The organism is Streptomyces seoulensis, from assembly GCF_004328625.1.
GTDB classification, from domain to species: domain Bacteria; phylum Actinomycetota; class Actinomycetes; order Streptomycetales; family Streptomycetaceae; genus Streptomyces; species Streptomyces seoulensis.
The window spans coordinates 4,442,582-4,455,808 of sequence record NZ_CP032229.1 but is presented as its reverse complement, the minus strand read 5'-3'; the positions used below and the strand labels follow the sequence as shown (position 1 = coordinate 4,455,808).

Here is a 13,227-nt window from a genome sequence, read left to right as displayed (position 1 = left end):
CTGTGGCATGGAGGGGGATGCGATGGTGGGGGAGACAGCGGCGCTGCGGCTGGGTTCGACCGTGGCGAAGGCGGCCGCCCAGATGTGGCTCGGGGGCAAGCGCCGTGAGCAGGAGCGCCGGATGGACATGTCCGAGCTGATCCGGGTGCGGGTGTCCGGGTTGCGCTTCCAGCGGGGTGTGGAGCGGCAGTTCGACGAGATGGCCGACGCGGTCTACGACCGGCTGGCCCCGTTCCTGGAGCGCGAGTTCCCCGGCATGGAGGAGAACAGCCGCCAGGCCGCGATCGACGCGGTGTGCGACACCTTCGCGGCGGCGGACCTCTCCGACGAGGCGATCCTGGCGGCGGACGCGAGGCCCGCGGAGATCGTGCGGCGGCTCACGGGGGCGGCACGTCCGCCGGTCGGCCTCGGCGAGGCGGAGACCCGGCTGTACGAGATGCTGTTCGCGGAGTGCGTCGAGTACTACGTGCGCATCGTGCGGGGGCTGCCCGTCTTCGAGGAGCGGGCGCTCAGTGAACTGCTGGCGCGGACTACGTCGTTGGGCGCGGAGATCGCGCGGGTGCTGCAACGGCTGCCCGACCGGTCGCTGTTCGCACCCGAGGGCACGGACCGGGACGGCGAGTTCCGGCGCCGGTATCTGGAGCTGGTCAGCACGACCCTGGACGAGGTGGAGCTGTTCCGGCGCACCTCGGACCAGGCGGGGGCGCAAGTGCGGCTCTCGGTGGCGTACGTCAGCCTGCGGGCGACGGGGGACGAGATACGGGGGCGGCGCGAGGGGGCGCGGCGTGCGCTGCCGCTGCTCCGGCCGGACATGAGCGACTGGGAGAACTCCGGGGGCGAGGGCGCCGGGATGCGGGTGGAGGCCGCGCTCGGCGGGCCTACACGAGTGCTGCTCCGGGGTGAGGCGGGGTCCGGCAAGACCACGCTGCTGCAGTGGCTGGCGGTCACGGCGGCGCGGGGCGCGTTCACCGGGGAGCTGGCCGGCTGGAACGGTCTGACGCCGGTCTTCGTGAAGCTGCGGGAGTACAGCGGGCGGGCGCTGCCAGCGCCGGAGGCGATGCTCGACTCGGTGGCCGGGCAGATCACCGGGGTGATGCCGAAGGCGTGGGTGGAGCGCCAGTTGACCGACGGGCGGGCGCTGCTGCTGATCGACGGGGTGGACGAGCTCCTCGACGCCGAGCGGCGAGGCGTAAGGGAGTGGCTGCGCAAGCTGCTGGCCGCGTATCCCGACGTGCGGATGGTGGTGACCTCGCGTCCGGCGGCGGCGGGCGCGGACTGGCTGCGCCGGGAGAAGTTCACCGCGCTGCACCTGGACCGGATGACGCCGCCCGACCTGGCGGCATTCGTCCGGCAGTGGCATCAGGCGGTGCGTGAGCTGGGCGAGGAGCTGCCGTGCCCGGTGGACGAACTTCCGCGGTACGAGCAGTCGTTGCTGAACAGCCTGAAGGACCGGCCGCACCTCCAATCCCTGGCGGGGACTCCGCTGCTGGCGGCCATGCTGTGCGCGATGCACCTCAACCGGGGCAGTCAGCTTCCGCGCGACCGTATGGAGCTGTACCGCAACGCCCTCCACACGCTGGTCCACGAGCGGGACGCGGACCGGAATGTGCCGAGCGCGGTGGACAGCGGGCTGAGCCTGGGCGACAAGGTGGTCCTGCTGCGGGACCTCGCGTGGCGCCTCTCGGACAACAACCGCAGCGAGATCTCCCTGGACCAGGCCGCGGTCCACGTCGGCCGGAAGCTGGCGGGGATGCGGCACCTGGACGAGGAGGACGGCAGAGCGGTCCTGGAAAGCCTCCGCGCCCGCTCCGGCATCCTCCGCTCCCCCACCCTCGGCCGCCTGGACTTCGTCCACCGCACCTTCCAGGAGTACCTGGCGGCGGAGGAGGCCGCCGAAGAGGACCGCATCGGCAACCTGGTCGAGCGAGCCCACCTGGACCTGTGGCGCGAGACGATCATCATGGCGGCGGGCCACGCGAATCGGCCGCAGCGGGAGGAGCTGCTGGGAGGCATCCTGGACCGGGCCACCGCCGAACCCCGGTACGCGCGAAAGCTGCGCCTGCTGGCGGCATCCTGCCAGGAGACGGTGCCGCAGCTGTCCCAGGAGCTGGCGGGGCGCGTGGACGCGGCGGTGCGCGCACTGCTGCCGCCTCGCCGGACCACGGACCCGGCCGGGCTGGCGGCGGTAGGAACGAGCCTGCTGCGCAAGCTACCGCGCTCACTTGCGGGGTTGACGGACAATCAGGCCATCCAGACGATCCGGACGACATCGCTGATCGGCGGTCCCGAGGCGCTGGGACTGCTGACCGAGTACTCCGGCGACGAGCGCCATGAGGTCACCAGGGCACTGATTTCAGCGTGGCGTTACTTCGATGCCGACGCGTACGCCGACGCGATCCTCTCAGCGTTGCCCCTTGAGGAGCATGTGCTCGGCATTTCGCACTCCGGACAGGTGCGCGCGGCGTCCCGGCTGCCGGTCTCCAGGCTGAGGATCACTTATCCCTTCGCGGAGTTCATGGAGTTGGAACGGCTTCCCCCGCTCACCGAACTCGATGTGGAGGAGGTGCAGAGCGGTGCTGATCTTTCCCCGTTGGCCTCGCATGACACCCTGTCCATACTCAGTCTCATGTCCGTCGGCCCCCTGAAGGGGCAAGCCATCCTGGAGCGTATGAACGGGCTCGTCAGTCTGAGGTTCGTTCTCGAAGACATTCCTGTCCTCGAAGGTCTGCCTCTGGCCCCAACGCTGCACGCACTGTCCATGTTCGGAGCGTTGCCCGGTACAGACATCTCCTTTGTCGCCGATCACCCGTGCATTGAGTACGTGTATCTGAACGCCGACGAACCGTGCCTACCCTCCGGATTCCACACTCTGGCTACGCTGCCCGAGCTCAATTATCTGGATCTCGCCAACATCGACGTGTCCAGCCTCCAGCGGTTCCCGCTCCGGCAAGGGATCGTGGGCCTGAGCCACTGCGTTCTCCCTGCCGACATGGAGCCGCTGCGGGCGCCGGACCTCCGAGTACTCATCCGCTGACGGACGAACGCCGAGGCCCCGCCTCTCCGAGGGGAGAGACGGGGCCCTGTGGGGTGTGGTGGGGCTCAGTGCCAGCTGTGCGGGGCTCGGAAGCCGCCTTCTCGCTCCAGGCGGCGCCAGCCCGCGCGGGGGCGGGGGCGGTGGGACGGGGCCTCGGCGGGGCGGGCGGCGGCGCGGGCGAGGAGGACGGCCGTTATGGCGGCCACTTCCTCGGGGTCGGCGAGGCCCTTTTCGACGCGGATGTCGGCACTGGTCATGGCGGTGGTCTCCGGGGTCTCGGTCACTGCGGGGGGTTGCCGTGCTTGCGGGAGGGCAGGTCGGCGTGCTTGGACTGCAGCATCGCCAGGGACCTGATCAGCACCTCGCGGGTCTCGGCGGGGTCGATCACGTCGTCGACCAGGCCGCGCTCCGCCGCGTAGTACGGGTGCATCAGCTCGGCCTTGTACTCCTTGACCATCTTCTGCCGCATCGCCTCGGGGTCCTCGGCGTCGGCGATCTGGCGGCGGAAGATGACGTTGGCCGCGCCCTCGGCGCCCATCACGGCGATCTCGTTGGTGGGCCAGGCGTAGGTGAGGTCGGCGCCGATGGACTGGCTGTCCATCACGATGTAGGCGCCGCCGTACGCCTTGCGCAGGATGAGCGAGATCCTCGGCACGGTCGCGTTGCAGTAGGCGTACAGCAGCTTCGCGCCGTGCCGGATGATCCCGCCGTGCTCCTGGTCGACACCGGGGAGGAAGCCCGGCACGTCCAGCAGCGTGATGATCGGGATATTGAAAGCGTCACACATCTGCACGAAGCGCGCAGCTTTTTCACTCGCCTCGATGTCCAGCACGCCGGCCAGCACCTGCGGCTGGTTGGCGATGATGCCGACCACCTGGCCGTCGAGGCGGCCCAGGGCGCACAGGATGTTGCGGGCCCAGCGCTCGTGGACCTCCAGGTAGTCGCCGTCGTCGACGAGCTCCTCGATGACCTTGGTCATGTCGTAGGGCCGGTTGCCGTCGGCCGGGACCAGGTCGAGCAGCACGTCGCCGCGCCGGTCGGCGGGGTCGGAGGACTCCACGCGCGGCGGGTTCTCGCGGTTGTTCTGCGGGAGCAGCGAGAGGAGGTAGCGCACCTCCGCGATGCAGGTCTCCTCGTCGTCGTACGCGAAGTGGCAGACGCCGGAGGTCTCGGCGTGCACGTCGGCGCCACCGAGGCCGTTCTGGGTGATCTCCTCGCCGGTGACCGCCTTGACGACGTCCGGGCCGGTGATGAACATCTGCGAGGTCTCGCGGACCATGAAGACGAAGTCGGTGAGGGCGGGGCTGTAGGCCGCGCCGCCCGCGCAGGGGCCGAGCATCACGGAGATCTGCGGGATGACGCCGGACGCCTTGGTGTTGCGCTGGAAGATGCCGCCGTACCCGGCGAGCGCGGAGACGCCCTCCTGGATACGGGCGCCGGCACCGTCGTTGAGCGAGACCAGCGGGGCACCGGCCGCGATGGCCATGTCCATGATCTTGTGGATCTTGGTGGCGTGGGCCTCGCCCAGCGCGCCGCCGAAGATGCGGAAGTCATGGGCGTAGACGAAGACCGTGCGGCCCTCCACCGTGCCCCAGCCGGTGATGACACCGTCGGTGTACGGCTTCTTGGCCTCCAGGCCGAAGCCGGTGGCGCGGTGCCGGCGCAGCTGCTCGACCTCCTGGAAGGAGCCCGGGTCCAGCAGCAGCTCGATGCGCTCCCGGGCGGTCAGCTTGCCCTTGGCGTGCTGCGCCTCGGTCGCCTTCTCGCTCGGGCCCGCCATGGCCTGCGCCCGGATCACGTGCAGCTCGGCGACCCGCCCGCGCGCGTCCGCCGGCTCACCCGTCGTCTCTTCCAAAACGGTCATGTAGTGACCATACGAAGGACCACGCGAAAACCAGGCCGTCGACTCCGTACAGTCTCCGGAGCGTTTTCCTGGTACGACCGAACAGAACCGGGCCGCGATGCAGGCGTTCCGACTGCTCAGAGGGCGCCGTCTTTGTAGGGCTGCCACAAAGTGGGGGGTGTCACAGCCCCTCGGATTCCTGGGTGGGACATGCCATCCCCGGAGTGACACGGAGACACCCGGACGGCGGAACGGGGCGCCTTCGCCACCCTACCTTCCGCCGTCCGGCGCGCGTCGGCTCAGCAGCCGCCGCAGTTGTAGTAGAGGACGTCCCAGTGGTTGCCCTCGTCGGCGTAGATGTTGCCCGACCCGGACTGGTACTGCGGCGCACCGTCCCCGCGCAGCCCGATGTAGCTGAAGTTGTTCTTGATGTACGAGGTCATGCAGGAGACCTTGCCGAAGTCCAGCTTGTAGCCGTTGTAGTGCGAGTAGGTGCCGGAGGCGTGGCCCACCTCGGTACCGCCGGTGATGTTGAGCGCGCAGCCGCTGGACCGCTTCAGGGTCTGGGCCCCCTGGGCGGTGGAGAGGTTGAGCTGGTCGAACGACGTACAGGTGGAGTTCTGCCGGTCGGAGCAGCCGCCGGAGGACGACCAGGTCAGGCCGACGTCGCGGAACATCTGGGTGGCGGTGGCGTGGCTGATCTTGGAGACGGCGAAGGCGTCGGATGCGGTGCCGACCACGGCGACGCCCGGGGCGACGACGAGGGCGAGCGCGGTCAGGACGGAGCGGACCTTCATGAATTGACCCTTCCTGCGGTTGGCCGTGCTTGCTGTGGGGCGGCTGTGCAGGTGGTGCAGACAGATGGTGCCTGAGTTCTACGCGCGTCCGCCAGAGGGCGTCGGCGGTGACTCCGCGCGAGACTGAAAACACGCATCGGATGATGGTTGAAAACCGAACTGAATGGGTCTACGGTGGCACACGTCGAGTTTGTTGAACGTTAAACAGACTCCTCGCCGACTCCCCGCTACGACTCTCAAGGAGCACACCATGGGTATCTTCGGCCGCAAGGACAGCACCCCCGAGACCACCGCCGCCGCGGGCAGCGGCCTCGCCACGCTGACCGGCGACTACACCATCGACCCCGCGCACACCTCGATCGGCTTCACCGCGCGGCACGCCATGGTCACCAACGTCAAGGGCAGCTTCACGGAGTTCACCGGCGCGCTGCACCTGGACGGCGAGAACCCGGCCAAGTCCACCGCGACGCTCGACGTGGTGATGGACAGCATCGACACCGGCAACGCCGACCGCGACACCCACCTGAAGTCCGCCGACTTCTTCAAGACGGACGAGTTCCCGACGATGACCTTCCGCTCCACGGGCGCGGAGTCCCTCGGCGGCGACGACTACCGCGTCACCGGTGACCTCTCCATCCTCGGCGTGACCCGGCCGATCACCATCGACCTGGAGTTCAACGGCGCGGCCACCGACCCGTTCGGCAACGAGCGCGTCGGCTTCGAGGGCAAGGCCGAGCTGCTGCGCTCGGAGTGGGGCCTGACCTGGAACGCGGCCCTGGAGACGGGCGGCGTGCTGATCTCCGACAAGATCAAGCTCAACTTCGACGTGTCGGCCATCAAGAACGCGTGAGCCGACGGCGGTCCGGCCGCACCACGCACGAGCGCCCCGCTCCTCCCTGACGGGAGGGAACGGGGCGCTCACGCGCGTCAGGACTCCGCAGGGCTCAGAAGCCTCCGCCGCCGAAGTCCCCGCCGCCCCCGAAGTCGCCGCCCCCGCCGAAGTCCCCGCCGCCGAAGCCGTCGCCGAACCCGCTGGGGTCGAAGTCGGTACCGGACATGTCGCCGCCCTGGAAACCGCCCTGGTCCCCGAAGTCGCCGTATCCGCCGCCGAAGTCGGCCGCGTAGGACGGGGTGGACATCATGCCGCCGAGCAGGGTGCCCGCGAGCAGGCCGGGCAGCAGGCCGCCGCCGAAGTAGCCGCCCGCCCAGGGGCCGTAGGCGGGACCCGCGTCCCAGTAGGGGCGGCGGCCGTACTCGGTCTCCACCTCGCGCGCGGCCGGTTCGTGGCCGTCGGCGAGCCGGTTGGCGTCGGCCGCGCACACCGGCACCTCACGGGTGCTGCCGCCGGCCGGGGTCCAGGCGGCGTCGGTGACGGAGGGGCCGTGCCGGGGGTCGAAGAAGCAGGGCGGGCGCCGGTCGGGCAGCGGCCGCTTCTCCCGGCGGGCGGCGAGCACGGCCAGCGAGTACCGGCCGTCCTCCAGCGCCTCGGTGACCCCGCGGACGTCCTCCGGCTTGCGGGCCTCGGCCATGCGGCGCTTGGCGTCGTCGTAGGCGTTGAGCGCGTTCTCGTAGTCGGTGCGCATCGCGTCGTCGGCGCCGGGTTCGCCGGGCTGGAAGTCGAGGCGGTCGAGTTCCTCGCCGAAGGCGGTGATGTCCTCGTCCACGACGACCCGCAGCCGCTCCAGCGCGGCCTGCTGCTCCGCCTCGCGGCGGCGGCGGTTGCGACGGCTGAGGGTGTAGACCCCGGCGCCGCCCGCCACCACGACCGCCCCGGCGACGATCAGCGCGGTGGTGGAGACCCCGCCGCCGTTGTCGGAGGAGCCCCAGGTGGAGGGGGCGTGGCCGCGCACGGTGTCCAGTGCGCGGTCGGTGAAGTCGGTGAGCTGGGCCTTGGCGCCCTCACCCTGCACGCTGGAGACCAGGTTCTGCCGGGCGGTGGCGGAGATGACCGAGGGGTCGGCTCCGGCGGCGAAGCGGTCGCCGACCCGGATGCCGTACAGACCGGTGATGCCGGTGGCCGCACGCACGTCGCGCAGGACGCTCCGGGTCGGGTAATCGGCGGGGAGGACCACGACGAACACCGGCTTGCCGGCGTCCTTGATCTTCTTGGCGAGGGCGTCGGCGTCGGCACGGGAGAGCTGCCCGGAGGCGGCCGGGTCGACGTAGACCGGGCTCTTGCGCAGGGCCTGGCCGATGGTGGAGGCGCTGGTGACGGCACTGGCGGCGGGTGCGAACGCGAACAGGGGCACCAGGGCCAGCGCCAGCGCCGCGAGGACGAGCGCGGGGAGGCTTCGGGCGCGGGGCGGGAGCACGGCCTTCATGCTCCCGACGCTACCCGAAGCCTCCCCTGTTCGGTCAGATGTACGGACTTGTCGTGCTGGTCAGCGGGCCGCCCGGTACGCCTGGAGCAGCTTGATCAGTGCCTCTCCGTACCGTCCGGTCACCAGCGCGTGGTCGGCCTCGGCGAAGGGCTTCGACACGGCCGCCGTGATCCGCTGGCCCACCTTCTGCTGGACGATCAGCCGGGCCTGGTTCACAAGGTCACGCCCCCGGCGGTCGTCGTGCCGGCGCTCGGCGGTGGCGGCCGCCTTGCCGAGTGTGGCCAGCGCACTGGCCTTGGACGCGGCCCGTGTGGTCAGGCCCCATCCGTAGGGGTACTGCGGGTCGTACGCCTTGTCGCCGACGTTGATCGGCAGCTGGGCCACGCCGCGCGGCCAGGTCACGGGGAGCCGGCCGGTGAAGGGCCGCTTGCCGTAGAGCACGTCGGCCACGCCGGCGCCCTCGGTGCCCGGCAGCCAGGACGCCACCAGGGCGTCGATCTTCCCGAGCCGGTCGCCGATGAGCAGCGGGCGGCCGGAGACGGTGAGGACCACGCACTTCATGGCGCCGCACACCTTGTCCACGGTGGCCCGGTCGGCGGCGGACAGGGTCAGCTCATGGCCGTTGCCCACGTCCCCGACACCCTCGGCGTAGGGGGTCTCCCCCACGACGACCACGCCCACGTCGTTCCCGGCCGTCGGCGCGGAGGCGTCCTTGGAGTAGGTGACCTTCCCGCCGGCCTCGCGGATGCCGGCCAGGATGGTGGTGCCCTTGGTGATGTCGCCGGAGGAGCCCTGCCAGGTGATGGTCCAGCCGCCGGACTGGTTGCCGATGTCGTCGGCGTTGGACCCGGCGACGTACACCTTCTGGCTCTTGCGCAGCGGCAGCAGGTCGCCGGAGTTCTTCAGCAGCACCTGGGACTCGGCGACGGCCTCGCGGGCGACGGCCCGGTGCGCCGGGGAGCCGATGGCGGCGGCGCCGGAGGTGTCGGCGTAGGGGTGCTCGAAGAGTCCGAGGCGGAACTTCTGGGTGAGGATGCGGGAGACGGCGTCGTCGATCCGCCGCTCGCTGATCCGGCCGGCCTTCACCTCGGCGGTCAGGGCCGCGGTGAACTCCTTATAGGTATAGGGGACCATCATCATGTCGACGCCCGCGTTGACCGAGGTGCGGACCTGGGTCGGGTAGTCGCCGGGGAGCTGGTCGACGGCGTTCCAGTCGCTGATGACGAACCCGTCGAAGCCCATGCGGCCCTTGAGCACGCCGTTGATCATGTCGGCGCGGGCGTGCATCTTGACCGGGCCGCGTCCGTCGCCGACCACGTCGAGCGAGGAGTACGAGGGCATCACGGTGCCCACCCCCCGGTCGACCGCGTCCTGGTAGGGCGCGAGGTGGACGGCCTCCAGCTGCTGCCGGGTGAGGGTGGAGACGCCCTGGTCGACGGTGTAGGTGCCGGTGGTGGAGGAGCCGTAGGCGGTGCCGCCGTCGGCGACGAAGTGCTTGGCGGTGGCCAGCACCTTGTCGGCGCGGGCCAGGTCGCGGCCGTCGGCGCGGCCCTGGAGGCCCTGGATCACGGTCTCCATCGACTTCACCAGCGCCGGGTCCTCACCGAAGGACTCGTAGGAGCGGCCCCAGCGTTCGTCGCGGCTGACGCACAGGCAGGGCGCGAAGTCCCAGGGAATGCCGGTGGCGCGGACCTCGGAGGCGGTCACCGCACCCGCGCGCTGGGCGAGTTCGGGGTCGCGGGTGGCGCCGATGCCGATGTTGTGCGGCAGGACGGTGGCGCCGGTGAGGTTGTTGTGGCCGTGGACCGCGTCGACGCCGTAGATCAGCGGGATCTGGAACCGGGTGGCCTGGGCGCGCAGCTGGAAGCCGTCGATCATCTTCGCCCACGCGGCCGGGGTGTTCGGGGTGGGCGTGGAGCCGCCGCCGGAGAGCAGTGAGCCCAGGTCGTAGGCGGCGATGTCGTTCTGGTCGGAGACCGCGCCGCGCTCGGCCTGGGTCATCTGCCCGGCCTTCTCCGCGAGCGACATCCGCCCGAGCAGGTCGGCGACCCGCTTGCGCACCGGCAACTTGCCGTCCAGGTACGGCAGTCCGTGGGCGTCGATGACGATCTTCGGGTTCTCCGCCGGGGCTTTGGCGCCGGTGACGGTGAGCCCGAGCGGGATGGTCTCGGCGGACTCGGCGGTGCGGTCCTTCAGGGTGGTGACCCTCACCGTCCGGGAGGTCCCGGAGGGGGTGCCGGCCGGGAAGGTGAGGGTGCCGGAGACGGGGGTGTAGTCCTTGCCGGGGCGGGCGGTGCCCTCGCCGGTGGCGTACGCGACGGTGACCGGCGAGGTGACGGGAGCCGCGTCGGTGGTGGCCAGGGTGACGCGGACGCTCGCCGTACCGCCCTCCTCGACCGGACGGACGGCCGCGTCGGTGGTGACGGAGGCGCGCAGCGCCGGGTCGGCGGCGCCGTACAGCTCGACGCCGTCCATGGCGAAGCGGCCCTTGACGCCGGTGGGCAGCGTGACCGCGTAGCCCCACATCCGGGTGAGGCCGAGGACGTGGTCGATGCCGCCGACGGGCTGGTAGTCCGTGCGATAGGTGAACGCGGAGAACGGCAGCTCGATCCGCTTCCAGCCGGTGAAGTCGTCGGCGAAGGAGGTCGTCCACAGCTCGGACGCCTCGCCGTGCGCACCGCCGTCCTTGATCTCGAAGGTGATCTTCTTGCCGCTGTTATGTCCCTCCCACCACAGGCGGATGCCCCGGTGGGCGGACCAGTCGTGGGCGGGGGCGGTGGCGGCGTAGTCGTGGGTGAAGCCGCCGTAGCCGCTGATGTCGTAGCTTCCGCTCAGCACCTTGGCGCCCTCGGGGGCATCCGGGCGGGCGGTCAGCGCCAGGGTGGGCGGGTCGTCGCTGTCGCCGCCCCAGGTGAAGATGCCCTCGGCGGGCTGGGCGGCGAAGGGCACCTCGCCCTCGAAGCGGTCGACCGGCACGGGTGCCGGGTCGGGACCGTCGGCGCCGGAGGCGGTGGCGATGCCTCCGGCCAGCGGGAGCAGTGCGGTCAGCAGAGCGGTGGAGACGAGCAGGGCGGTTCTGCGCATGGACCTTCCCTCGGCTCTGGGATCACTCATGACTTAGCTCACGGCTTGAGTGAACTGGGGTCCCCTGATCCCCGTCAACCCTTCGCACGTGACGTGACGCTGCGTCAACTCGCTCAAGATTCATCTGAGTTGTGCGTTCGGCTTCTGAATGCGCGACCCCTTGACGCGGCCCCGGAGCCGTCATTTACTCACGGCTCGCACGCCGCTGTTGCCCCCTCCCCCCACCTCTTCGAAGGGCGGCGCCCCATGAGACGACCCCTGCGTCCGGCCCGGCTGCTGCTGGCCGCGCTGCTGACGACGGCCGGGATCACCACGCTGGCCACCCCCGCCGCGCACGCGGCCGGTGAGCCGGTCACGGCCTGGCTGACCACCACCGACGACTCCGCCGGACGGCATGTCGTACGCGGTCTGGAGCCGCAGACGCCGTTCGCCTTCTCGGCCGGCGCCGGAGGCGGCGGCGAGAACATCACGGTGGACGAGAACACCCGCTACCAGACCTTCACCGGCGGCGGGGCCTCCTTCACCGACACCGCCGCCTGGCTGATGAACAGCAGCGGCGCCCTGTCCCAGGCGACCCGGGACGCCACCATGCGCAAGCTGTTCTCCCCCACGGACGGCATCGGCCTGTCCTTCCTGCGCAACCCGATGGGCGCCTCCGACCTGGCCCGCTCCGGCTACACCTACGACGACGTGCCGGCCGGCCAGACCGACCCCTCGCTCGCCAAGTTCTCCCTGGCCCACGACCTGGCGGACGTCCTCCCGCTCACCAAACAGGCCCGCCAGCTCAACCCGGACCTCACCGTGATGGCGTCCCCTTGGACCGCCCCGGCGTGGATGAAGGACAGCGGCTCGCTCAACGGCGGCTGGCTGAAGGCGGAGGACTACGGCGCCTACGCCTCGTACTTCGTGAAGTACCTCCAGGGCTACCGGGACCAGGGCGTGCCCGTCTCCTACGTCACCGCGCAGAACGAGCCGACCTGCTGCTCGGGCTACCCCTCGATGAGCTGGAACGCCAGCGGGCTCGCCTACTTCACCAAGAGCGAGCTGCTGCCCAAGCTCCAGCAGGCCGGGCTCTCCACCAAGGTGCTCGCGCACGACTGGAACTGGGACACCTACGACTCCTACGCGGCCCAGACCGTGGACGACGCGGCCGTGCGCAGCCACCCCAACTTCGGCGGCATCGCCTGGCACGGCTACGGCGGTGACGTCACCAAGCAGACGGCCGTACACAACCAGTACCCCGCGCTGGACGCCTTCGCCACCGAGCACTCCGGCGGCACCTGGATCGCCGACCAGCAGCGCGAGGACCTCTCCGACATCATCAACTACACCCGCAACTGGGCGAAGTCGGTGACCAAGTGGTCCCTCGCGGTGGACCAGAACATGGGCCCGCACAACGGCGGCTGCGGTACCTGCACCGGCCTGGTCACCGTGCACAACGGCGACGGCCGCAGCGGGAGCGTGGACTACACCGTCGAGTACTACGACATGGGCCACCTCACCAAGTTCGTCCGCCCCGGCGCCCAGCGCATCGCCTCCACCGCGTCCTCCGCCGTGCCCAACGTGGCCTGGCGCAACCCGGACGGCAGCAAGGCGCTGATCGCGTACAACGGGGCCGGCTCGGCCAAGCAGGTGACCATCAACTGGGGCGCACAGCACGCCACTTACACGCTGCCCGCGCGCACCTCGGCCACCTTCACCTGGGCCGGCGGCCAGTCCGGCGACAGCTCCCGCACCGGCGCCTTCGCCGGGCTCACGGGCAAGTGCCTGGACGTGGCGGGCGGTTCGAGCGCCAACGGCACGGCGGTCCAGCTCTACGACTGCAACGGCAGCACCGCCCAGCAGTGGACGGTCGCCGCCGACGGCTCGGTCCGGGCGCTCGGCAAGTGCCTGGACGTGGTCTCCGCGTCGACCGCGAACGGCGCCAAGGTCCAGCTCTACGACTGCAACGGCACCGGCGCCCAGCGCTGGTCGTACAACACGGCCACCGGGGACGTGGTGAACACCGCCGCGGACAAGTGCCTGGACGTCACGGACAACTCCTCGGCGAACGGGGCACGGGCCCAGATATGGTCGTGCACCGGGGCGGCCAACCAGAAGTGGACGCTGAGGTAGCCGAGGCGGGCGGTCCCGGGTTTCCGGCGCGGG

At 70.7% G+C, this 13,227-nt stretch carries 8 protein-coding genes; 3 read left to right on the top strand and 5 right to left on the bottom strand.

What is annotated here, in order from left to right; translation table 11 throughout:
* The first annotated feature begins 22 nt into the window (after nt 1-22).
* Nucleotides 23-3,034: an NACHT domain-containing protein gene (locus tag D0Z67_RS20765; protein ID WP_031181769.1), complete on the top strand. Its 3,012-nt coding sequence runs from the start codon at nt 23-25 to the stop codon at nt 3,032-3,034.
* Between the two features lie 65 nt (nt 3,035-3,099).
* On the opposite strand, the gene D0Z67_RS20760 is transcribed toward D0Z67_RS20765, so the two are convergent.
* From D0Z67_RS20760 to D0Z67_RS20750, 3 genes are all read right to left on the bottom strand, one after another.
* Complete coding sequence (locus tag D0Z67_RS20760) at nt 3,100-3,291, bottom strand: acyl-CoA carboxylase subunit epsilon (RefSeq protein WP_031181768.1); 192 nt, start codon at nt 3,289-3,291, stop codon at nt 3,100-3,102.
* A 23-nt stretch (nt 3,292-3,314) separates the two neighbouring features.
* Nucleotides 3,315-4,898, bottom strand: coding sequence for an acyl-CoA carboxylase subunit beta (locus D0Z67_RS20755; protein ID WP_031181767.1), 1,584 nt, complete (start codon nt 4,896-4,898; stop codon nt 3,315-3,317).
* 278 nt (nt 4,899-5,176) lie between these two features.
* Nucleotides 5,177-5,674 carry a hypothetical protein gene (locus D0Z67_RS20750; protein WP_031181766.1) on the bottom strand — a complete coding sequence of 166 codons (498 nt, stop codon included), beginning with the start codon at nt 5,672-5,674 and terminating at the stop codon, nt 5,177-5,179.
* Nucleotides 5,675-5,924: 250 nt separating this feature from the next.
* Here D0Z67_RS20750 and D0Z67_RS20745 point away from each other — a divergent pair, with 250 nt between their 5' ends.
* Nucleotides 5,925-6,524 (top strand): YceI family protein, encoded by a 600-nt coding sequence (locus D0Z67_RS20745; protein WP_031181765.1) that lies wholly within the window; start codon nt 5,925-5,927, stop codon nt 6,522-6,524.
* Nucleotides 6,525-6,618: 94 nt separating this feature from the next.
* Here the strand turns inward: D0Z67_RS20745 and D0Z67_RS20740 are convergent, their stop codons facing one another.
* Together D0Z67_RS20740 and D0Z67_RS20735 are read right to left on the bottom strand one after the other, a co-directional pair.
* Nucleotides 6,619-7,995, bottom strand: a complete 1,377-nt coding sequence (locus tag D0Z67_RS20740) for a hypothetical protein (RefSeq protein ID WP_031181764.1) — start codon at nt 7,993-7,995, stop codon at nt 6,619-6,621.
* A 60-nt stretch (nt 7,996-8,055) separates the two neighbouring features.
* On the bottom strand, nt 8,056-11,079 hold the full coding sequence (locus tag D0Z67_RS20735) for a glycoside hydrolase family 3 protein (RefSeq protein WP_031181763.1): 3,024 nt from the start codon (nt 11,077-11,079) through the stop codon (nt 8,056-8,058).
* Between the two features lie 246 nt (nt 11,080-11,325).
* Between D0Z67_RS20735 and D0Z67_RS20730 the strand changes: the two genes are divergently transcribed.
* A complete protein-coding gene (locus D0Z67_RS20730) occupies nt 11,326-13,194 on the top strand; it encodes a ricin-type beta-trefoil lectin domain protein (protein ID WP_031181762.1) in 1,869 nt (622 codons plus the stop codon).
* Nucleotides 13,195-13,227: the final 33 nt, after the last annotated feature.